This window comes from Nocardia sp. NBC_01388 (assembly GCF_045040085.1).
Classification (GTDB): Bacteria; Actinomycetota; Actinomycetes; order Mycobacteriales; family Mycobacteriaceae; genus Nocardia.
In genome coordinates, this window is record NZ_CP109553.1 from 6229644 (window position 1) to 6252662 (window position 23019).

The 23019-nt window shown below is 66.8% G+C and carries 16 protein-coding genes; 7 read left to right on the forward strand and 9 right to left on the reverse strand.

Annotated features, from left to right (window positions below; genetic code table 11):
- Positions 1–3: 3 nt before the first annotated feature.
- From OG716_RS30075 to OG716_RS30085, 3 genes are read right to left on the reverse strand one after another with little or no spacing between them, the layout of a single operon-like run.
- The gene (locus OG716_RS30075) at positions 4–885 is read right to left on the reverse strand and encodes a transglutaminase N-terminal domain-containing protein (RefSeq protein ID WP_405133892.1); all 882 of its coding nucleotides are present in this window, start codon (positions 883–885) and stop codon (positions 4–6) included.
- Entirely contained in the window at positions 882–3980 is a 3099-nt protein-coding gene (locus OG716_RS30080) for a circularly permuted type 2 ATP-grasp protein (RefSeq protein ID WP_405133893.1), read from the reverse strand. Before OG716_RS30080 ends, OG716_RS30075 begins: the two co-directional genes overlap by 4 nt.
- A gap of 23 nt (positions 3981–4003) precedes the next feature.
- Positions 4004–7843 (reverse strand): transglutaminase family protein, encoded by a 3840-nt coding sequence (locus tag OG716_RS30085; RefSeq protein WP_405133894.1) that lies wholly within the window; start codon positions 7841–7843, stop codon positions 4004–4006.
- 128 nt (positions 7844–7971) lie between these two features.
- Between OG716_RS30085 and OG716_RS30090 the strand changes: the two genes are divergently transcribed.
- From OG716_RS30090 to OG716_RS30100, 3 genes are all read left to right on the forward strand, one after another.
- The gene (locus tag OG716_RS30090; RefSeq protein ID WP_405133895.1) at positions 7972–8196 is read left to right on the forward strand and encodes a hypothetical protein; all 225 of its coding nucleotides are present in this window, start codon (positions 7972–7974) and stop codon (positions 8194–8196) included.
- Positions 8197–8272: 76 nt separating this feature from the next.
- On the forward strand, positions 8273–8914 hold the full coding sequence (locus OG716_RS30095) for a hypothetical protein (protein ID WP_405133896.1): 642 nt from the start codon (positions 8273–8275) through the stop codon (positions 8912–8914).
- A gap of 211 nt (positions 8915–9125) precedes the next feature.
- Positions 9126–9317, forward strand: coding sequence for a hypothetical protein (locus OG716_RS30100; protein WP_355125717.1), 192 nt, complete (start codon positions 9126–9128; stop codon positions 9315–9317).
- A gap of 95 nt (positions 9318–9412) precedes the next feature.
- Here the strand turns inward: OG716_RS30100 and recR are convergent, their stop codons facing one another.
- Both recR and OG716_RS30110 read right to left on the reverse strand, forming a co-directional pair.
- On the reverse strand, positions 9413–10021 hold the full coding sequence (recR, locus tag OG716_RS30105) for a recombination mediator RecR (RefSeq protein ID WP_327143212.1): 609 nt from the start codon (positions 10019–10021) through the stop codon (positions 9413–9415).
- Between the two features lie 56 nt (positions 10022–10077).
- The gene (locus tag OG716_RS30110) at positions 10078–10413 is read right to left on the reverse strand and encodes a YbaB/EbfC family nucleoid-associated protein (protein WP_327143211.1); all 336 of its coding nucleotides are present in this window, start codon (positions 10411–10413) and stop codon (positions 10078–10080) included.
- 116 nt (positions 10414–10529) lie between these two features.
- On the opposite strand from OG716_RS30110, the gene OG716_RS30115 reads away from it, so the two are divergent.
- Together OG716_RS30115 and OG716_RS30120 are read left to right on the forward strand one after the other, a co-directional pair.
- On the forward strand, positions 10530–11390 hold the full coding sequence (locus tag OG716_RS30115) for a MerR family transcriptional regulator (RefSeq protein ID WP_405133897.1): 861 nt from the start codon (positions 10530–10532) through the stop codon (positions 11388–11390).
- 15 nt (positions 11391–11405) lie between these two features.
- The gene (locus OG716_RS30120) at positions 11406–11768 is read left to right on the forward strand and encodes a VOC family protein (RefSeq protein ID WP_405133898.1); all 363 of its coding nucleotides are present in this window, start codon (positions 11406–11408) and stop codon (positions 11766–11768) included.
- 39 nt (positions 11769–11807) lie between these two features.
- On the opposite strand, the gene OG716_RS30125 is transcribed toward OG716_RS30120, so the two are convergent.
- Positions 11808–12242, reverse strand: a complete 435-nt coding sequence (locus OG716_RS30125) for an SRPBCC family protein (RefSeq protein ID WP_405133899.1) — start codon at positions 12240–12242, stop codon at positions 11808–11810.
- Positions 12243–12565: 323 nt separating this feature from the next.
- Here OG716_RS30125 and OG716_RS30130 point away from each other — a divergent pair, with 323 nt between their 5' ends.
- Positions 12566–14020, forward strand: a complete 1455-nt coding sequence (locus tag OG716_RS30130; protein WP_405140006.1) for an FAD-binding oxidoreductase — start codon at positions 12566–12568, stop codon at positions 14018–14020.
- Complete coding sequence (locus tag OG716_RS30135; RefSeq protein ID WP_405133900.1) at positions 14017–15333, forward strand: class I SAM-dependent methyltransferase; 1317 nt, start codon at positions 14017–14019, stop codon at positions 15331–15333. The genes OG716_RS30130 and OG716_RS30135 overlap by 4 nt, the downstream gene beginning before the upstream one ends.
- 14 nt (positions 15334–15347) lie before the next feature.
- On the opposite strand, the gene OG716_RS30140 is transcribed toward OG716_RS30135, so the two are convergent.
- From OG716_RS30140 to OG716_RS30150, 3 genes are all read right to left on the reverse strand, one after another.
- Positions 15348–16811, reverse strand: coding sequence for an alpha/beta hydrolase-fold protein (locus OG716_RS30140; RefSeq protein WP_405133901.1), 1464 nt, complete (start codon positions 16809–16811; stop codon positions 15348–15350).
- A gap of 181 nt (positions 16812–16992) precedes the next feature.
- On the reverse strand, positions 16993–20613 hold the full coding sequence (locus tag OG716_RS30145; protein ID WP_405133902.1) for a protein kinase domain-containing protein: 3621 nt from the start codon (positions 20611–20613) through the stop codon (positions 16993–16995).
- Positions 20614–20860: 247 nt separating this feature from the next.
- A complete protein-coding gene (locus tag OG716_RS30150; protein ID WP_405133903.1) occupies positions 20861–23014 on the reverse strand; it encodes a 3-hydroxyacyl-CoA dehydrogenase NAD-binding domain-containing protein in 2154 nt (717 codons plus the stop codon).
- Positions 23015–23019: the final 5 nt, after the last annotated feature.

Here is a 23019-nt window from a genome sequence, read left to right on the forward strand (position 1 = left end):
AACTCACACCTCGACTGGAGCGACGTCGACGGACACGGTAATGGTGCTCTCCTTCGCGTCGGTGTAGATGATGCCGCGCACCGGCGGCACGTCTGCGTAGTCGCGGCCCCAGGCCAGGGTCACGTAGCGCTCGTCGGCGAATTTATTGTTGGTGGGGTCGAAATCGATCCAGTGGCCGTCGCCGGAACCGGCGGGCAGCCATACCGTCGCCCAGGCGTGCGTGGCGTCCGCGCCGATCAGGCGGGGCTTGCCGGGTGGCGGGTTGGTGGCGAGATAGCCGGAGACGTAGCGGGCGGCCAGGCCCTGCGAGCGCAGGCAGGCGAGGGCGAGGCGGGCGAAATCCTGGCAGACGCCCTTGCGGGCGATGAAGACATCGGCGACGCGGGTGCTCACGGTGGTGGAACCGGATTTGTAGGTGAAGTCGGTGTAGATGCGGGCCGTCAGCTCGGTGACCGCCTCGAGTAGCGGGCGACCCGGCGGGAACGATTCGGCGGCATAGGCGGCGATCTCGGGATTGAGCTCCGGCGGATTCAGATCCATGGTGAATTCCACCGCGAGCGGGCCGTTTTCGATGCCGGGGCGGGCCTGCTCCCACGAGACGGAGTCCGGCGGCGGGAGCCGGCTGGTCACCTCCACCATCGATTCACCGGTCACCTCCAGGCGGCGATGTTCGGCGGTGACATGGAAATACAGGGTGGTATTGCCGTACACATCCGCGCCGACCGAACGGTCCGAAGGCACCGGATCGATCCGGACATCGTGCGACCGCAGGCGCTGACCAGGGAATTCACGGGGCGTCAGATAGGCGCGTCCGTACGAACTGGAGACCACGTCCGAGTACACGTAGATCGTGCGATGTAATACCCGATAGCGGCGCACCCTCACCCCACCACCCGGGTGGTGCCCCACAGCGGCTGTGTTTCACGTGGCACCGAAAGCCTTGTGGTCTCGAAGGATTCGGATATCTTGCGCAGCCGCAGGTGAACACCGTCGAGCAGTTCGGCGAGTTCGGTGTAGCAGCCGGTGGCGTCGACGATCTCCAGATCGGCGGGATCGACCCGGCGCAGCATGCGCTGAGCATCGGTCAGCAGGCGTTGCGGGCGTGAGGATCCGGAGGCCGCGGGCAGCGCCAGGAAATCGGCTTCGAGACGCTCCAGCTGATAGGCGAGCGAGCGCGGATTGCTCGAATCGAACAGCAGCAAGCCCGCAACAGCGGATAATCGCACCGAATCCCGGTGGCGGCGGCGATAACTCACCGCGGACACGGTCGCCTGCAGCACCGCGTCGACGACCACCCGGCCGATCGGCTCCGGATAGCTATCGGTGAGCGCCGCCGCGAGCAGCGAGGACAGCGCGAGTCCCCGCTCGATCCGCCGGCCGATATCCATCACATGCCAGCCGGTATCGCGCACAGTCGATTCCGCGTCGATGCCCGACAGCGACAGCAGCGCCGCCAGTGCGCGCGAATGCACCGCCGACAGCGCCGCTCCCCGATCCCCCCGCGCCCCACGGTATTCCGACAGCGCCCGATCCACCGACCCGAGCACCATCCAGGTATCCGGCGAAAGCTGATCGCGCACCGCCCGCGCCGCCTGCCCGTACCGCTCCACCGCATAGGCCAGCGACCCCGACAACTCCCGATCCACCGTCAACGACACCAGATACGCATGATCCCGCCGCGAAGCCCCCGGCAACGCGATCGGCACCGTCGGCTGATCGGAATACTCCCGCCGGCTCGGCCGGAACCCACCCGAGCCCTGCTGCTGCCCACCCGCACCTTGCGATTGCCCACTCACGCCTTGCGATTGCCCACCTGCACCCTGCCGCTGCCCACCGGAGCTCTGCGATTGCCCACCCGAACCCTGCGACTGCCCACCCGAGCCTTGCGATTGCCCACCTGCACCCTGCCGCTGCCCACCGGAGCTCTGCGATTGCCCACCCGAACCCTGCCGCTGTGCACCGGAGGTCTGCGATTGCCCGGATGGGCCTTGGTGCTGTCCCCTCACGACGGGCGCAGCATCCGGCTGCCCGCCGGCGGGCGGGGATTGACCGGTGTCGTCCTGCTGGGGCGAATCCGTTTGCCGCGCAGCCGAGTCGGGTTCACAGGCGCCCGAATGCTGCTGGGCGGCGGAGGTTCTGGGGAGGGGTGGGGTGGTGCCGGTCATGTGGCCGAGGGCGGCCACCAGGATGGGCATGGCTTCGGCGCCTTCCATCCAGGGGCGGTAGCGGTAGTCCTGGTAGCGGTCGTGGGTGGCGCTGAGGAGACGGACGGTGGACTCGGCGCGTTCGCTGTAGCGGCCCATCCAGAACAGGTCGTTGAGCACACGGGGAGAGCTGATGACGTCCAGGGCGGGGGCGGCGGGGGCACGGCGTTCGCGCTCCTCCGGGACCTCGACGGCGGGGACGTCGGCGGGCAGGGCGCGGACCCAGATGTCCTTGGCGGCCGCTTCGCCGATCATGCCGTCGGGGCCGGTGCGCTGATGCAGTTGGCCGAGTCCGCCTGCCATGACGCGGTATCCGACCCGGCCGGCCAGCGAGAAGAGCCGGACGGCGACGGGGGCCGCGTGCAGATCCCCGGAACCGGAGACGGCGGGAGCCACCGAGAAGCGGGCGGGCTCGCGGCCCACCCACTTCCAGCCTTCGGCGTTGATGCGGGCTCGCCACTCGGCGCGCTGTGCCGCCGTGAGCAGGTGCCCGAAAACCGTGGTGCCGTCGACGGTGGAGCGCAGAATCAGGCGCGGCAATTGGGCGATGAGCTGCGAGCGCGCGGAATCGTCTCCACCCCAGTAGGTTTCGACGCTCGAGAGTTTCAGCTCCTCATCCAGCAGGGCACGCGAGAGTTGCGGCAGGAACGCGGCGAGAGCGGGGCTCTCCAGCAGTCCGCTGCCGAGCGTATTCACCACCGTGACCGCGCCCCGGCGCAGCACCTCCACCAGACCCACCACGCCCAGGCGCGAATCCGGCCGCAGATCCAGCGGATCGGAGAATTCGGCGTCCACCCGGCGCAGCACCACATCGACCTGTTTGAGCGTACCGAGCGAACGCATCCACAGCCGTCCGTCCCGCACCACCAGATCGGCGTTCTCCACCAGCGGGAAACCCAGTACCGACGCGAGATATGCCTGATCGAAGGCGGTTTCGGACTGCGGCCCCGGGCTCAGCACCACGACCACCGGTTCCTCGTCGGCAGCATGCGGCGCGGCCTCCACGAGCATGAGCCGCATGGCGCGCACGAACGGCGTGATCGGCAGCGGACTGGCCAGTTCGAAGGCCTCCGGAATGGCCGAGGCCACCACGCGCCGATCCGCGATCGCATAACCCGCGCCGGAGGGCGCCTGCGCCCAGTCCGACAGCACCCGGAACTGCCCATCGCTCCAGCGACTGACATCGCAGGCGTGCAGAAACAGCTGATGCCGTCCGGGCAGCGAAATCCCGTGCGCGGCACGCATATACCCGCCGCACCCGAATACCACCTGCGGCGGGAGCAGTCCCGCGGTGAGGGTGCGGCGCGCTCCGTACACATCGGTCAGCACGGCATCCAGCAGTCGCGAGCGCTGTGCCACGCCCGCCTCCAGGGTGGTCCAGTCCTCGGCGGACAGCAGCAGCGGAATCGGGTCGAGCCGCCAGAGTCGCGGTGCGGCGGGCTCGTTCGCGGTGGCGCCGAGCTCGGTGTAGGTGATTCCGTCGTCCTCGATCAGCCGCCGTACCCGGGAATCGAGTGCGTGCAGCCCGTCGCGGCCCTGCTCCAGGAAGTCGGTGGAGAGTTCGGACCAGATCGGGCGCAGCCGTCCGCCGCCGTTCACCAGTTCGTCGTAGTAGCCGTCGGTGGGCAGCCCGCAGGCGTCGAAAGCACCGGTATCGGCCGCCGCCGCACGGTATTTCGCATACTCGCCGGCCACCCCCGCACCGGCCGGGGCGCCCCAGCCGTGGGGCCCGCCGGCCGTGGCGTCATCGGGTGGCGTCGTGTCGAACACTGTCACCGCTACCACTTCCCAGGGTGTGCCTACCGGTCGCCGGTCATGCCCCACACCGTGCGTGCCCGGCGTAGATCGAGGATCCCAGGCGCACCGACATCGGTGGCCTGGACGGCCGATTTGGCGCGCAGATCCGCGATATCGACCGGGCCGGGAGTGTGGCCGTTCGGTTCGAACCGACGATTGCGCCGAGATTGCGCCACCATCGCGTTCACCGGCGGCGACGGATAGAACATGCCGCCGGGATGCGATACGTAATAGGTGCACCCGCCCAGGGATACCCCCGCCTCCAGATCGATCACATCGAAGACCAGCGGCGCATCCACCGTGATCGACGGGTGCAGCGAGTTCGGCGGCTGCCAGGCCCGGAAGCGCACGCCCGCCACCTGCACATCCGCCTTGTCGGTGGCCAGCAGCGGTACCGGAAAACCATTGCAGGTGATCAGGTATCGGCCGCGATCGCCGCCGACGACCCGCAGCTGCAGGCGCTCCACCGAGGAGTCCACATAGCGCGCGGTGCCGGAGAGCGTGGTCTGCTCCCCCAGCGTGTTCCACGGTTCGATGGCGCCGCGCAATTCCAGCTCCATACCCCCGTGTACCACCGTGCCGATGCGCGGGAAACGGAATTCGGTGAACGGATCCAGCCAGCTGATATCGAAATCGATGCCGTGCGCGCGCAGATCGGCCGCGACCTCGGACATATCGGCGATCAGGAAGTGCGGCAGCAGGTATCGGCCGTGCAGATTCGCCCCGTGCCGCAGTAACGGCGCGGTATACGGCTGCTCCCAGAACCGCAGCACCAGCGCCCGCACCAGCAGCGACTGCACCATGGCCATGCGGAAATGCGGCGGCATCTCGAAGCCGCGCAATTCCACCAATCCGAGCCGCCCGCGCGCCGAGTCCGGGCTGTACAGCTTGTCGATGCAGAATTCGGCGCGGTGGGTATTGCCGGTGAGATCGGTCAGCAGATGCCGCAGGGCGCGATCCACCATCCATGGGGCGGCGGCACTTTCACCGCCGCCGCCCGAGCCGCGCGCACCTGCGATCGAGCCGTGCGTACCGGTGATCGACCCGTGCTCGCCCGTCCCTGCGCCGCCGGCGGCCGAACCGCCAGCCACCATCGAGCCGCCGGTGACCGAGCCGAATCCAGCTGTGGCCGAACCGCTTCCAGCGGTGTTGCGCTGTGACAGCCGAGCGATCTCCGCGAACGCTATCTCCAGGTCGTACAGGGCGTCCGGACGCGATTCGTCCGCCCGCGGCGCCTGCGAGGTCGGGCCGATGAAGCGACCGGAGAACAGATAGGACAGCGCCGGGTGGCGCTGCCAATAGGTGAGCATGGAGACCAGCAGATCGGGGCGGCGCAGCAGCGGTGACTGTGCCGGGGTGCGACCGCCCAGCGTGATGTGATTGCCGCCGCCGGTGCCGCTGTGCGTGCCGTCGATATCGAAGGTCTCGGTGCTCAGACGCGCCAATCTCGCCTGCTCGTACAGGGTTTCGAGAAGACGGGACTGCTCTGCGAAGCTGCCGGTCGGCTGGATGTTGACCTCGATCACGCCCGGATCCGGCGTGATGGACAGGCTGTGCAGCCGGGTGTCGACCGGCGGCGCATAGCCTTCCAGCACGATCGGCTGACCCACCGCGACCACGGCCGCCTCCACCCGGCACACCAGATCGAAGAAGGCTTCCAATTCCTCGACGGGCGGCAGGAATACGCACAGCCGGCCGTCTCGCACCTCGACCACCAGCGCGGTGATCGGCGCCCGGTCGGCAGGTTCGATCACGGCGGGCGGTTCATACGCGGCGAGCGGCTGCGGGCGCGGTACCACCGGGTCCACCTCGAACGGGATCGGCGGCTCATGCCAGGAAATGGCGTTCAACGGCAATCGCAGACCCGCCGGAGAATCGCCCTCCGTCAACATGATTCGACCGCGCCGCAGCCGCCAGTCCGAACTCGCCCACCCGGATTCGTCCGCACGCCGATACAGCGGCAGCACATACGCGACGGGCTCGGTGACCGCGGTATCGAGCCGAGCCAGCAATTCCTTGCGCGCCTGCACCGAATCCTGCTCGGGCGCGAGATCCTCCCCCGACTCGACCGGTTCGCCTTCCGGCGCACGCGCTTTCGCCGCCATCCGCAACAGCGGATCCTCGAACGCCGGCCGAATCTGCGTATGCGGCAACCCCAGCCCGTCCGCAACCTCGCTCAACAGCAGACGCGCCGCAGCCGCATCCGCCTGCCACGGCAGCCCGGAAACCGCGGCATCCTCCCCGACCGCGGCACTCGCCCGCTGCTGCTGACTCACCGTCGAGGCGGAATGCGCCGCATTCGAGGAACTTTCGCGGCTCCCACCGACCACGGGCTGTCCTGTACCCGGCTCGCCGGGGTCCCCGCGCTGCTCACCACCGATATCGCCGCGCTGCTCGCCGCCTTCGGCTCGCTCGCCCTCCGCCTCCCCCGGTTGCTGATGACCTGCGCTCTCATACTGTTCGCCGCCAACGTCTTTGCGCTGCTCTCCGCCGGTATCGTCCGGCCGCTCGCGGGCAATGTCCTGGGGCGCGGCGGGAGAGCGGCCTAGCGGTGGGGCGGCGGTGGGCAGCCAGGGGTCGGCGAGGAGTTCGGGGTTGAGCCAGAGTGCTTCGCCATCGGCGCGCCAGAGGGTGGCGATTTCCCAGCGCGGCAGGGGTTCTCCCGGATACCACTTGCCCTGGCGGTATTGCACGAGGCCACGCGGGGCGTAGATGCGGCGCAGGCGCTGTGCGAGGTCGGCGGCGCGCTGGCGCTTGTGCGGGCCGTCCGCGTCGGTGGTCCATTCCGCACCGGTCTGATCGTCGATGGAGACGAAGGTGGGCTCACCACCCATGGTGAGTCCGATGCCTGCCGCCTTGGTGCGCGAATCGATGGCCGCGCCGGTGGCGGTGATCCGATTCCACTGGATATCACTGTAGGGCAGCGTGACTCGTGGATCCTCGTGGATCCGCCGCACGGTATTGGAGAAATCGAGCGTGGCATTGACCGGATCGGTGGCGCCGGTGATCGGCGCGGAGGACACTGGGTGCGGGGTCGCGGCGAGCGGGATATGACCTTCTCCAGCGAAGAGTCCGGAGGTGGGATCCAATCCGATCCAGCCCGCACCGGGCAGATACACCTCGGTCCAGGCGTGCAGATCGGTGAAATCGGCGGGCGGTCCCGAAGGCCCGTCCAGCGACGGAACATCCTGTGCCAGTTGGATGAGGTAGCCCGAGACGAAGCGGGCGGCCAGCCCGAACTCACGCAGGATGGACACCAGCAGCCAGGCCGAATCCCGGCACGAGCCGAGCGCGGCGCGCAACGTGTGATCGGGCGTCTGCACGCCCGGTTCCAGCCGGATGGTGTAGTCGACGTCCTGGCGCAGCGCCTGATTCAGGGCGATCAGGAATTCGATGGTGCGCGGCCGATCGCGCGGTGTGTTCCGCCGCACCCAGTCGCGCACCGATTCGCCCGGCCCGGAACCGGTTTGATGCTCGTCCACCGGCCGCAGATACGGCTCCAGATCGGCGGCCAGCTCCGGCGCGTAGGTGAACGGGAAGTGCTCGGCGTACTCCTCGATGAAGAAGTCGAACGGATTGATCGTGGCCATATCGGCGACCAGGCCGATCACCACCGAGAGTTCGGTCGCGGGTTCGTGGAAGACCAGGCGCGCAAGGAAATTCCCGAAGGCGTCCTGCTGCCAGTTGACCCAGTGATCAGCAGGCTCGACCCGCATGGAGTACGCCTCGATGGCCGTGCGCGTATGCGGCGCAGGCCGCAAACGAACCACGTGCGGATGAATCTGCACGGGGCGGTCGAAGGTATACGTCGTGCGATGTTCGAGGGAAACACGAATCCCCATAATCAAGTTCACCACGCCAGTGCCCTGACACGCGGGCTTATTCCCGACAGATCGGACGACACGCGGCGACCTCCCACAGTTGTCACACCCGAGTGCTTGGATTTACAGCGACGATCGAAGGAGGTTTTATGAGCCACGCAACCTGCTCGCTCTGCGTATCGGTCCTCGATCACTGTCACGGGACACTGATCGCGCATGCCGACGGTTCCGCCGAGTGCACGGATTGGGCGTGCGCCGATACCGATCGGCTACGCCACCCCTTCCGCGCCGACTGCTCCGATGTTGCGGGTGGCTGCGAATGCGCGCAAGACCTGGTCAGGCCCGGTATGGCACGCCGCCCCCTGGCGGGTTGACCGGCGCACCACCGGGTTTCGGGTCCGGCGCCGGGCTCGCTGCGGCCCCTCCCCGGTCGGCTACTAGCCTGGTCAGGTGAGCTACGACTACGTTCTGCTGCCCTCCGGCGCTGCCGCGACGCCCGCCGACGTCGATGCGTATCTGACCGCGCAGGACGGTGCACCCGCTGCGAACCCGGTCGCCGAGATGGCCGCCGAGCTCGACAAGCGCAATGCGGAGCTGCCCGAAGACGATCGGTTCCTGAGCGCCGACGCCGTCGACGGCGCGATCGGCGCCGCACTGTTCGTGTCCAGCCCCTATGACGCCATCGGGCATGTGCGCGCCCTGCTGTTCGAGCTGGCGACGCCGCGCGGGTACGCCGTCTACGATCCGCAGCTGGCCTGGATCATCGATCCGGCCGATTCCGTACCGGTCACGGTCTCACACGGCGGCGCGGGCGAATTTCCTTATCTCACAAGCGCACTGGCGCATCGGTGGGTGCCGGAGCTGAGTGCGCCCGGCCCGTACCTGATCGTCGAGAGTGCCGAACAGTTCTATATCCAGATCTACCGGCATGAAGACGGGCGCTACGACGTCGAATACCGGGACGGTTCGCCGGACCGGCATTTCACCGTGCGCATCGATGATCCGCACACCGTCGCCGACCTGATCTGGTCCTGGACCCTGGATGATCGCTCGAACTTCGGCGTCCTCGATTGGCAGCGCCTCACCTTCTGAGCGGACGCGAGCAATAGCGGACGCGAACAATGCAGTAACAACCGCATCTCGATTCGGATTCCTACACCCGTACCGTCCAGTCTGCACGGGTGTAGGAACGCTAGCCTTTCACTAATGCAACAACGCACCGATGCGGTAGCACGCTGTCTCGTGCCGCATGAAGTCTCACGCTGCTTGTTCTCGTAACTCACCCGGAGCGAGGAGAGAACGTATGAAGCTACGCCGACGAAAAGCCACCACCCCGAGGTTGCGTAAGAGTCTGGCCGTCCTGGCCGGAATCGCCGCCGCCCTGGCCGCGGTGGTCGCATTGCACGCCACCGGCGCGGGCGCCGACGTACCTCGCAACAGCCAGCACATCCCGTGCCCGCACCCGGCGGCACTCGCACCGCCCGTGTGGACGTGATCAACTCTCGATAGCTCTCAGGGGCTACGCCCCTGAAACCCCAAGGCGGGGAACACCTGGGGGCTCCGCCCCCCAAACCCCCGGACGTCCGGCGCCTAGAGAACTCGGCGGCCGGAAAGTGCTCGGCCGAGGGTTAATTCGTCGGCGAATTCGAGGTCGCCGCCCATGGGCAGACCGGAGGCGAGCCGGGTGACGCTGAGGCCGGGGAAATCCCGGAGCATGCGCACCAGGTAGGTGGCTGTCGCCTCGCCCTCGGTATTGGGGTCGGTAGCGATGATGACCTCGCTGACATCGACGCCGTCGTCCTGATTGCCGATGCGCGTCAACAGTTCCCGGATGCGCAATTGATCCGGGCCCACACCCGACAGTGGATCGAGCGCGCCGCCGAGTACGTGATAGCGGCCGCGGAATTCGCGGGTGCGCTCGATGGCCTGCACGTCCTTGGGCTCCTCGACCACGCAGATCATGGTGCGGTCGCGACGCGGATCGGCGCAGATACGGCACAGCTCCCCATCGGAGACGGTGCCGCAGACGGCGCAGAACCGCACGCCGTCGCGCACCTTCTGCAGCGCCGCCTGCAGGCGGTCGATCTCGGGCGGCTCCACCGCGAGGAAATGAAAAGCAATGCGCTGTGCGCTCTTCGGCCCGACGCCCGGCAGCTTGCCCAGCTCGTCGATGAGATCCTGAACCGGACCCTCGTACACGCCTTCACACCTCTCTGTGGCTTGCCCCGACGTCGATCAGAACCCGGCTGCCCGAATCAGAAGCCGGGAAGTGCGCCGCCGCCGCCGAGACCGCCGGCCAGCGGGCCCAGCCGATCGGCGGCCAGCTGCTGCGCATTGTCCATGGCGTCATTGAGTGCGCCGATGACCAGGTCCTGCAGCGTCTCGACATCCTCCGGATCGACCACCTTCGGGTCGATTGTCAGCGACAGCACCTCGCCGGTGGCGCGAATCCTGGCGCGCACCAGGCCACCGCCCGCCTCGCCGTCCACCTCGGACTCCGCGATCTCCTGCTGTGCGGCCATCACGGCCTGCTGCATCTGCTGGGCCTGGGCCATCAACTGCTGGATATCGAACTCTCCACCGGGTTGCACGGTGCGTCCTCTCTGCGGGGCCTGCGCTTCTCTAGTAAGCGATCGGCACCAGCCTAGTCGTCGCCGTGCGCGGCGAGTCTTGACTCTCCCCCGGTAGGAGAGTGTTCGCTGAAGGCATGACAGCGACGGTCCCGATCGGGGAGTTCTCCCGGCTCAGCCATCTCAGCGTGAAGGCGCTGCGGTACTACCACGAGATCGAGCTCCTGGAGCCGACCGCGGTGGATATCAGCTCCGGCTACCGCTTCTATTCGACCGATCAGGTGGAGCAGGCGCATCTGATCCGGCGGCTGCGCGAGCTGAACATGCCGGTGCCGGAGATCAAAGCGGTACTGGCCGCACCGGATCGGGAGGCACGCGATGCCGCGCTGCGGGCGCATCTGGCGCGCATGGAGGCGGAGCTGCTGCGTACCCGCGATGTGGTGGCCTCGCTGCGCGCACTGCTGCTGCCGCCGAGCGAGGTTCGGTTGCGGATCGAATATCGTTCCCTCCCAAGCTATCCCGCGCTCGCCATCACCGAGAAGGTGACCCGGGACGCGATCGACGTGTGGTGCGAGAGCGCCTTCCCCGCGCTGTACCAGGCGCTGGAGACCGCGGGCGTACAGCCGGACGGACCCGGCGGGGCGACCTATGCGCTGGAGTTCTTCGAGGAGGACTTCGGCGAGGTGGTGGCCTTCGTGCCGATCGCACCGGCGGACCGGGAGCGTTTCGCGACACTCGGCGGCACCACCGGGACGCTCGGCGGCAGTGCCGGAATCATCAGCACGGTGGTCGATATGCCCGCCCGCCGCTTCGCCGTCGCCGTCCACCACGGCCCGTTCACCGACTTCGACCGCACCTACGGCGCACTCGGCACCCATGTGGCCGAACACGACACCGCGCTCGCGGAACCCATTCGCGAGCTCTACCTGGTCGGTCCCGGCGATGCCGAACCGGCCGACTACCTCACCGAAATCTGCTGGCCCATCGGCCGGCTCTGAACAGGAGACACCGCTATGGCATTGAAGATCGCCAACATCACCGTCGACAGCGCGAATGCCGCCGAACTGGCCGGATTCTGGGCGCAGCTGCTGGAGCGCACCGTCGATCCGGGCGGCAACGAGCACTTCGCCACGGTCGGCGAGAGCACCGGATTCACTCCGACACTCATGTTCGTCCAGGTCCCGGACAAGACGCCGGGTAAGAATGTGGTGCATCTGGATCTGACCGCGGACGATCTGCCCCAGTCACACGAACGTGCGGTTGCCCTCGGCGCCAAGCACATCGCCGATTTCGACGAGTACGGAGTGCGGTGGTCGACCTTCGCCGACCCCGAGGGCAACCTGTTCGATATCGCTGTGGAGAAAGCGGCCGGTTAAACGATGCCGGCTCGTCGGTCGACCGTCTTGGTCACGGACTCAGGCGAGTGCTTCCTTGAGGTTTTCGAGCACCTCGGCCTGAATCTTCTTCAGGCCGAGCGGCGCGAAGATGCCCTCGAAGATGCCGCCGATACCGCCGGCGCCCTTCCAGCTGGTGCGGGTGGTGACCAGCGAGCCCTCACCCTGCGGGGTGACCGTCCAGGTGGTGACCATGGTGGAGTTCGAATCCCGTTCCGTCACCATGGAATCGGAGACCGAGATGGTCGCGTGCACATTGCGCGAACGCTTCTCGGTGGCATCCAGCGTCCAATCCACCACGGTGCCCGCGCCTTTACCGCCCTCCACCACCTTGTAGTCCCGGTAGTGCGAGGAGAGAATGCGAGGCCGCACCGACTCGTAATCCGCGATCGCATCGAGAGTGCGCGTCGGATCTGCCGTTACGACGACCGAACTGGAGGCGCTGACCTGTCCCACCATGTGCTCCTTTTGTTCTGCCCCTCCGGGACTTTAGCGCCCAGCTGGGAGCCGTACGGAATTCTAGACGCGTAGGACCGGTGGCGTGGGGCACCTATTTTGAGGTGCCTCAGGAGTTACCCCGGTCGGAACCAGATCAGTTGTCACCCCGGGCAACGATTGTTAGCTGAAGTAAGAATAATCACGGGGCGGGCGGGAATAGACTTGGGGTGAAGCTGGTAGCAACCGTCGCGACCTAGGAAAACTGTGCGTGAAAAACCGGCCCGCCGGTGTGCTCCTGCTGGCCTGAGCGGTCCGTGCAGGCTAGCGTTCCGGGGGTGGCAGTGAGTCTGTTGGGGAAGGCCGGCCGCGCAACGGCCGCGCAGGAATCAGGGTTCGCAGCGCATCAGGCTGGGGTCGATCGACTGCTCGCGTCGTATCGTGCCATTCCGCCCGATGCGAACGTTCGCCTGGCCAAAAAGACCTCCAATCTGTTCCGGGCGCGCGCGAAGAGCACTGCGCCGGGCCTGGATGTTTCCGGATTGACGCAGGTCATAGCGGTGGATCCGCAGGCGCGGACCGCCGATGTGGCGGGCATGACCACCTACGAGGATCTGGTCGCCGTCACCCTGCAGTACGGCCTGGCGCCGCTGGTGGTGCCACAGCTCAAGACCATCACCCTCGGCGGGGCGGTGACCGGACTGGGGATCGAGTCCACCTCCTTCCGCAACGGCCTGCCGCACGAGTCGGTGCTGGAGATCGACGTGCTCACCGGGGCGGGCGAGATCGTCACCGCCACCCCCGACGGGAAGTACGCCGATCTGTTCCGGGGGTTCCCGAACTCCTACGGGACGCTGGGCTACTCCACCCGCCTGAAAATCCAGCTCGAAGTGGTCGAACCGTATGTGGCGCTGCGGCACATACGGTTTCATGATCTGCGGGAGCTGGAAACAACCATGGCGCAGATCATCGCGGACCGCTCGTACGCCGGCGAGCAGGTCGACTACCTCGACGGCGCGGTATTCACCGCCGACGAGAGCTATCTGGTGCTGGGCCGGCAGACCGCCGAAACCGGCCCGGTCAGCGATTACACCGATCAGGGCATCTTCTACCGGTCCATCCAGCACGATTCCGCCGAGCCCAAACGCGACCGGCTCACCATCGCGGATTATCTGTGGCGCTGGGACACCGACTGGTTCTGGTGCTCGCGCGCGTTCGGCGCCCAGAACCCGAAGATCCGGAAGATCTGGCCGAAGCAGTACCGGCGCAGCAGCTTCTACTGGAAGCTCATCGCACTCGACCAGAAGTACGGCATCGGCGACCGGCTCGAGGCCCGCCAGGGCAATCTGCCGCGCGAACGGGTGGTGCAGGACATCGAGGTACCCATCGAGCGCACCGCGGAATTCCTGCACTGGTTCCTGCGCGAGATCCCGATCGAGCCGATCTGGTTGTGCCCGTTGCGTTTACGGGGCCCTGCCAATATTCCGCTCGCGGAGGGTGGTCCGGAACGCCCCTGGCCGCTCTATCCGCTGGAACCCGATCGCACCTATGTGAACATCGGCTTCTGGTCTGCCGTGCCGACCACCGCGGGGCAGCCGGAGGGCGCGGCCAATCGCGCCATCGAGCACGAGGTGTCCGCCCTCGACGGCCACAAGTCGCTGTACTCGGACTCCTACTACGAACTGGACGAGTTCGCCGACCTCTACTACGGCGGCGACACGTACCGGAATCTCAAACGAACCTACGACCCGGATTCTCGTTTACTGGATCTGTATTCGAAGGCGGTGCAACGCAAGTGACCACGTTCAAGGATCGTTCCGACGTATTCGCCGAGCTCGGAACGAAGCTCACCATTGCCGAGATCTTCGAGACCCTCATCGACGGCCCGGTGCCGATTCGCTTCACCGCGTACGACGGCAGCAGCACCGGTCCCGAGGACTCGGAGTTCGGCCTGGAGATCATCCACCCCCGCGGCGTGAACTACGTGGCCAACGCACCCGGTGATCTGGGTATGGCCCGCGCCTACATCTCCGGCGACATGATCGCGCACGGCGTGCACGCCGGCGATCCGTACGAACTCCTGAAGGCCATGGCGGGCTTGAAGTTCCGCCGGCCCACCGCCATGCAGCTGGTCGCCATCGCGCGCTCGCTCGGCTGGGAGCTGCTCAAGCCGGTGGCCCCGCCGCCGCAGGAGACGCTGCCGCGCTGGCGCCGCATCGCGTTGGAAGGCCTGCGGCACAGCAAGACTCGCGACGCCGAGGCGATCCACCACCACTACGACGTCTCGAACACCTTCTACGAGCACGTACTCGGCACCTCCATGACCTACACCTGCGCGGTGTACGAGGACGAGTCCTGGACCCTCGAGCAGGCGCAGGAGAACAAGTACCGGCTGGTCTTCGACAAGCTGAACCTGAAGCCCGGCGACCGGCTGCTCGACATCGGCTGCGGCTGGGGCGGCATGGTGCGGTACGCGGCCAAGCGCGGGATCAAGGTAATCGGCGCCACGCTCTCGGCCGAACAGGCCGAATGGGCGCAGCAGAAGATCGCCGAGGAGGGCCTGTCCGAGCTCGCCGAGGTGCGCCACTCCGACTACCGCGATGTGGCCGAGGACGAATTCGACGCCGTCTCCTCCATCGGCCTCACCGAGCACATCGGGGTGCAGAACTACCCCGCCTACTTCGAGTACATGCAGTCCAAGCTCCGGGTCGGCGGCACCTTCCTCAACCACACCATCACCCGGCCGGACAATAAGCACACCACCCGGGCGGGCGACTTCATCGACCGCTACGTGTTCCCCGACGGTGAGCTCGCGGGCTCCGGGCGCATCATCTCCGAGATCCAGAACGTGGGACTCGAGGTGCTGCACGAGGAGAACCTGCGCCAGCACTACGCGCTCACCCTCGCCGAATGGTGCGACAACCTGGTGAAGAACTGGGAAGCCTGCGTCGACGAGGTCGGCGAGGGCACCGCCAAGGTGTGGGGGCTGTACATGGCCGGCTGTCAGCTCGGCTTCGAGAAGAATGTGGTGCAGCTGCATCAGGTGCTGGGCGTGAAGCTCGGTGACGATCAGGCCTGGACGGTGCCGCTGCGGCCGTGGTGGAAGGCCTGAGCAGCCTGTTTCGCTCAGGACTGGTTCTGCACCGGCAGTCCGAGGCGAGCCGTCAGCCACGGCAGTGCCGAGGTGAAGGCGGACGACGCGAACTGCCAGGTGTGACCACCCTCCGCGGTGTTCACCCAGCACGTCATATTCACCTTGCGACCGTCGCCGCAGAGGGTGTCCGCCGCGCCGACCTCACCGGTGTCCATGACGCCGTCGTGCCCGCCCAGTCCGGCATTGTCGTCATCCTTGGCGGGGCCGCGCATCTGGGCGTACTTCTGGTACATCTCCGCCTGCCGCTTCGGCGGGGTCAGATCGTCGAAGACGCCGGCCATATCGGAGTACGGCCCGTGCTCGGCCATGACCGTCTGCGGATCGAATTGTGCCCAGGCATCGGCATTTCCGCCGTACAGGCGACGAATGGTCTGCTCCTTGGTGCCCGCGGTCGGGCCCAGGTCACCGGCTATATCGACGAAGGTGTTCAGCAGCTCCGGGTGCATGACCGCGAGATCCACCGCGCAGGTGCCGCCCATGGACCAGCCGACCGCCGCCCACTCGGCCGGATCGTTGGAGACGCGGAAGGTCGACTCCACATAGTCGGGCACATCCTTGGTCAGGTGATCGGCCGTATCGCCGCGGGTGCCGTTCACGCATTCGGTGTCATTGTTGAAACTGCCGCCCGAGTCGACGAAGACGAGTACCGGCGCCTGACCGTTGTTGTTCGCCGCGAAATCGTCCACCGCGGGCATGATCTGGCCGCTGTTCACCCAGTCCTTGGGGGTGTTGAACTCACCGCCGATCATCATGATCACCGGGAGTGCGGGCGGCTTGTCACCGGCGAACCAGGCCGGCGGCAGGTAGACGTACTCGGTACGGTGCTTGAAGTGGCTGCCGGTCTCCGGAATATCCACCGGGACAATGCGACCCGTGCCGACATTCGTATTCCGCAGACTCGCGAGCGAGGCCAGGCTCGTCTGATGCGGCAGCGGCTCGGCGGTCACCGCGGCCCACGCCGACTGCACCGTCGGGTAGTAACCGACCCACTGGTCCAGCACGATCAGCGCGTTCACAAGCGCGAACGGCACCGCCAGCACCGCGGCGACCGTCTGCCACCACGGACCGCGGCGGAAACCCACCATGATCGCGCCGAGTGCCGCCGCGATCATGCCGATGCAGACCCACAGCAGCATCGGAGCCGGATCCGACGCCAGCCCTTCGTCATTCATGTACATCCAGGAGCCCCAGGCGACGGCCACCCCGACGGCCAGACAGATCGGCAATCCCACCAGCCACCAGCGCCGGTTGAACCGCACCAGCGCCACGATCAGAGCGAATACCGCCAGGAACGCCGCTACCTGCGGGACCCAGCCGTTCAGCAGCGAAAGCCCGTGATGGAACTCGAACCCCTGATGCCCTGTATTCACCGGCGCGTGCGGCGCTGGAGGCGGAGCCAGGGGTGGGTTCTGCGACAGCACTCGGGTGGATACCACGTCGGCGATTGTCGATGACTTTCCTCGAGAAACCCTGTGAACGACCTCAATGAAGCCTGGCGACCGTATGAACACTCGTAATTCAGGGGTGTTTCGAGGGGGATCGATCACGTAACTGTGGATCCCGGCCACAAGCACGCCGGGATGACGAGGGCCTTGCTGAGAGCCGGGATGAGCGTGCTCAGAGTAGGGCGTCGAGGAAGGCGCGGGGCAGCTCCGGATCGTCACCGGTATCGACCAGCGAGAGTTGGCTGCGCATGGTGCGCAGGATGCCCAGTACACCCGGCCCGGCGTCCAGCAGCGGACGCGTCCAGCCCAGTTCGGCACAGCGGATCACCACGGGCGTCAGCACGCCTATGGACTCACCGACCCATCCGGAAGCGGACAGGCATTCGGTGAGCAGCAGCGCCGCGTCGAGTTCGGCCCGGGGGCGATTCTTCTCGCGTATCCGGGCATGCAGCACACGAGCCCGTTTGACGGCGGTGTCGTCCGTGCCGAGGGGTGCGAGCGGATCGGTGCCGCCGAGGTCGTCCCCGCGATAGTGGCGGGCCAGCAGAGCGCGGATGACGGCGATCTCCTCGGCCTCGGAGGCCAGCGCGGACGCACCCGTGAGATGCCGGACGGAACGGACCATGGGGTCGGTGATCAGACCGGCGGTCAATTGATCGGACGGCAGGCCCAGCCGCAGCCGTTCGGCCCGGATGTGCGCGGCGAGGCGGACGAGCTTGCGATCCACTGCGATCCGCGCACCCTCGTCCAGCCGGGCGGCGGCGGTATCGAGATCACCGTGCGCCGCCTTCACCCGCGCGCCGATCACGAAGATGCTCACCAGGAAGTCGACCGGCCCGACATGGGTGACCAGCTGATGACTCTGATCCAGCAGTCGCTCCGCGCTCTCCAGATCGCCACGGCGATAAGCCAATTCGCCCAGCAGTGCCGCCGCCACCCGCACCGAGTCCGAGCGCGGGCCGGAGCGATCCCGTGCCGTCTGCCATGCCTGCTCGAAACATGCTGTGGCGGTCGCGATATCGAGCTGCTCATAGGCGGCATCACCCTGACCGCACAGGCCGAACACCTCGCCCAGCGGATCGGCGGAACGCTGGTGATAGGGCTCGGCCCACTCCTGCATACCGCGCGCACCGTCGAAGTCGAAATCGCAGAGCCGCACGAACGACACCAGATTCGCGGCGGTGGAGACCGTCCAGGCCGGGAGCTCGTCGGCCAGCTCCAGACAGTCGGTGAGCTTGTCCAGCACACCGTCGGTGCGATCCCGCGCCACCTGATCGGCGGCGGCCAGCACCGCCGCCTGGCAGCGCTGATTCACCGCCTCCGCATCGGTGGGCGAGCTGCGCGCCAGCATGCTGGAGAGCCTGCCCAGTGCGGTGCGCGCGGCGCCGGACTGCTGCAGATTCACATTGGCCCGCGCCAGCGCCATCAATAGCTTGCTGCGCGAAGTCACCTGCTGCACAGGAAGTTTCGATACCGTTCCGAACAGAGTCGCCAGCCGGGAGCGGTCGATCAGATCCATGCCGCCGTTCTCGACCAGATCCAGGGCGAACTTGAAATCGGTGGCGGCCAGCGCGTGATCGACCGACTGGCGCAGCAGCTGATGTTCGGCGAACCAGCGGGAAGCCTTGCGGTGCAGCGCTTTCACCTGACCGGGGTGGGCGCGCTCCAAGCGGGCCCGCAGATGCTCCGCCACCATGGGCTGCATGCGATACCAGGCGGAATCCTCGGAGAGCCGGTGCAGGAACAACTCCCGCTGTTCGGCCTGATCGAGCAGATCGGCGGCCTCGGCGATTCCGGTCAGCGCCTCCGCCAGTGAGGCGTTCACTCGCTCCGGCACCGAGATCCCGGTGAGGAAGTCGAGCATGCGCGGTTCCAGGCTGTCCAGCACGTTCTCGGCGAGGTATTCGCGAATCGCCTTGTTGTCACCGGATATTCGGGAGATCAGCTTGTCCGCGTCCGATTCCCGGGCGCGCAGCGAGAGCCCGGCCAGTTGGATGGCGGCGGGCCAGCCGTCGGTGGCGCTGTATATCTGCTCGATCTGCCGGTCGGTGAGCTGCAGGCCGGTGCGATCCACCAGGATCTGCCGGGTCTCCTCCTCGGTGAGACTCAGCTGCTCACAACCGATTTCGACCAATTCGTCCGCCACCTGCAAGCGGCTCAGCGGCAATCCGGCCCGCTCCCGGCTGGTGACGACAAAACGCAAATGGTGGCAACCATTGTCGAGCAGCGAATCCATCACGCGATGCGCACCGGTATCGGTGACACGATGCCAGTCGTCCACCACCACGACAACGGATTTGCCCCCGGCATGCACCTCGTCGATGAGCGCGGACACCGCATAGGGCACCGCCTCGGCCGGGCGCTCCTCCAGCACCTGCTCCAGCCCGGCCCCGAGCTCCGGCCGCACCCGGCGAATGGCCGCGATGATGTGGGCCAGCAGCCACACCTCATTGTCGTCGTCGCGATCGATGCCGATCCAGGCCACCGCGACTCCGCGATCGGTGAGCTCGGCGCACCACTGTGCCGCCAGGGTGCTCTTACCGAATCCCGCCGGGCCGTGGATGATTGCGAGCCGCCGCCGTCCCCCGGCCCGCAGCGGTTCCAGCAGGCGCGGCCGCGATACCGGCTCGCGCGCGGGTGTCGGCGGGCGGAATTTTGTAGTTGCCGTGGGCGGCAGCGTATTTCCGGTCGGCGTACTCACTCCGCCCAGGAGCGGGAACTTGCCGCTCGGCGTCCCCTGCCCCAGTATCAGTGAGCGATTGCGCGGGGAGCTCACCACCGGTCCCGGGCGTTGCCGCGAATACTGCTGGGTGGCACCGGATTCCGCACCATCGATGGATTCGATCTCCACCGCGCCGTCCAGCAGCGCCATTTCGTCGGGCACCTGCCCGTTCTCGGCCTGGGCCGTACGCAGCAGTTCCCCGAATTCCACCGCCGTCTCGGGCCGGTCGCGCGGATCGGGCGACATGGCCGCCTCGATGGCGGCCGCCACGGCCGGTGGAATCTCCAGCTCCCGCAGATCCGGTACCGGCTGGCTGGTAATGCGCAGGAACTGCGCGATCACCTTCTCCCCCGCCTGCCTCTCGTAGGCGGCATGGCCGGTCAGCAGGGCGAACAGGGTGGAGCCGAGACCGTACACATCCGAGCGCACCGTCGGCTCGTCACCCTTGAGGACCTCGGGCGCGGTGAAGGCGGGCGATCCGGTGATCAAACTTGTGGAAGTGCGGAAACCGCCTGGGATGCGAGCGATTCCGAAGTCGGTGAGCTGCGGTTCGCCGTATCGGCTCAACAACACATTGGCGGGTTTCACATCCCGGTGCAGAACCTCGGCGCGGTGCGCGGTCTCGATGGCCCCCGCCAGCTTCACCCCGACCCGCAGGGAATCGGACCAGGTGAGCGGGCCATTGTCGCGCACCAGCTGTTCCAGCGACCCGTGCGTCGCATACGGCATCACAATGTAGGGCCGGCCGCTCGCGGTCACGTCGACCTGCAGGATGTCGACGATATTCGGATGCCCGGAGAGCCGCCCCATGGCGTGCTCCTCGCGCAGGAAGCGCTCCCGGCTCTCGTCGTCGATCTCGGTCGAGAGCACCTTCACCGCGACAATGCGGTCCAGAACGGCCTGTGTACACCGGAAAACCACCCCGAACCCGCCGCGCCCGACCTCCTCGGCCGCGACCAGCCCCATGGCCTCGAGTTCATCGACAATGCTGATGGGAACGTATGCCTGCGTGGCAGATTCGGGGCGAGTAGAGTCGCCCCGAGAGCCTTCCGGCTGCGGCTGTGGTTTCATCTCGCCCACCTCCCGCCATTACGAGTGCGCCCCGAGCCCGCGGGCGATTCCGGTGTGCTACCCGCGCATATTCCAAACGTAGCGCGAGACGCACCGAAGTGTGCGGTAATCGCCCGCACGCCACGCTCCCAGCTGCTCACGCCCATACCTATACAAACGACAAGGCCCGGATCGCGATTCCGCAACCCGGGCCCGGCTCGAATCAAGGCGTGTCACCGCCCCCTGGGGGGCGGTGACAGCGCTCGTACTACTTACGCAGCGAAGCCGGAACCTCGAAGCGCTCACCGAACTTGGCGGCCAGCTCATCGGCGCGAGCCACGAAGCCGGCGGTGCCGCCCGGGTAGCCGACGACGAACTGGTGCACGCCACCGGTCCAGGCCGGGTAACCGATACCGAAGATCGAGCCGATATTGGCGTCGGCGGTGGTGGTCAGCACACCCTCGTCGAAGCACTTCTGGGTCTCGATGGCCTCGATGAACAGCATGCGGTCCTTCAGGTCCTGCAGCGAAACGCCCTCGGGCAGTTCACGCTTGGAACCGAAGGCCTCGCGCAGGCCCTCCCAGATGCCGGCGGTCTTGCCGTCGACATAGTTGTAGAAGCCGGCGCCGCCGAGCTTGCCCTTGCGATCGAACTTGTCGATCATCGTGTCGATGACATTGCCCGACGCGAGCGAGGCGGCCGAGATGACCTTGCCCTCGGCCTCGGCGGCGGCCTTGGTCTCCTTGAAGATCTTGTTCATCGTCTCGAAGTTGAGCTCATCGCTCAGCTTCAGCGGCGCCGCCGGGTAACCGGCCTGCAGACCGGCCTGCTCGATGGTCGCCGGATCGATGTTCTCCTGAAGCATCATGATCGCTTCATTGATGAACGTGCCGATCACGCGCGAGGTGAAGAAGCCGCGGCTGTCGTTGACCACGATCGGGGTCTTGCGGATCGCGAGGGTGTAGTCGTACACCCGGGCCAGCGCCTCGTCCGAGGTCTTCTCGCCGCGGATGATCTCGACCAGCGGCATCTTGTCCACGGGGGAGAAGAAGTGGATGCCGATGAAGTCCTCGGACCGCTTCACACCATTGGCCAGCAGGGTGATCGGCAGGGTCGAGGTGTTCGAGCCCAGCAGCGCGTCGGGATCGACGATGTCCTCGATCTCCTGGAAGACCGCGTTCTTGAGCTCGGGCTTCTCGAAGACGGCCTCGATCACGAAGTCGACGCCGGCGAAATCGGCGGCATCGGCGGTCGGGGTGATCCGGGCCAGCAGCTCCTTGGACTTCTCCTCGGTGGTCTTGCCACGCGAGAGCGCCTTCGCCTCGATCTTCTCGGAGTAGTTCTTGCCGCGCTCGGCCGCCTCGATGGTGACGTCCTTGAGCACAACGGTGTAACCGGCCTTGGCGGAGACGTACGCGATGCCCGCGCCCATCATGCCCGCGCCGACGACGCCGATCTTCTTGATCTCACGCTTCGGCACGTCCTTGGGACGCGAACCGCCGTTGTTGATCGACTGGAGATCGAAGAAGAACGCCTGGATCATGTTCTTCGCGACCGGGCCGGTCAGCAGCGAGACGAAGTAGCGCGACTCGATCAGCGAGGCATTGTCGAAATCGACCTGGGCGCCCTCGACCGCGGCCGACATGATGGCGCGCGGCGCCGGCATGTTCTGACCCTTGATCTGCTTGCGCAGGTTGGCCGGGAAGGCCGGCAGGTTGGCGGCGAGCGCCGGGGTGGACGGGGTGCCGCCGGGGATCTTGTAGCCCTTGACATCCCAGGGCTGCACGCCCTTGTCCGGGTTGGCCTTGATCCACGCCTTGGCGGCCGGGATCAGCTCTTCGATCGAGCCGACAACCTCGTTGATGATGCCGGTGGCCTTGGCCTTGGCCGGGGTGAACTTGTTGCCCTGCAACAGAACACCCATGAGGCCGTTGGCAATGCCCAGCATGCGGGTGATGCGGGTGACGCCGCCACCGGCCGGGAGCAGGCCGAGGGAAACCTCGGGCAGGCCCAGCTGCACGCCCTTGACGTCGGCGGCAATGCGGTAGTGGGTCGCGAGGGTGATCTCCAGGCCGCCGCCGAGGGCAGCGCCGTTGATCGCGGAGACGACCGGCTTGCCCAGCTGCTCGAGACGACGCAGGTCGCCCTTGATGCTGGTGAGCTCCGCCATGATGTCCGCCGCGTTCTCCGGCGTGGTCTTCATCATGTTCTTGAGGTCACCGCCGGCGAAGAAGGTCTTCTTCGCGGAGGTGATGACAACACCGGTGATGTCGTCCTTCTCGGCCTCCAGGCGATCGACGGTCGCCTTCATGGAGTCCTTGTACAGCTGGTTCATCGTATTGGCGCCCTGGTTGGGGTCGTCCATGGTCAGCACGACGATGCCGTCGGCGTCCTTTTCCCAGCCGATCATGTTCTCAGTCATTGTGT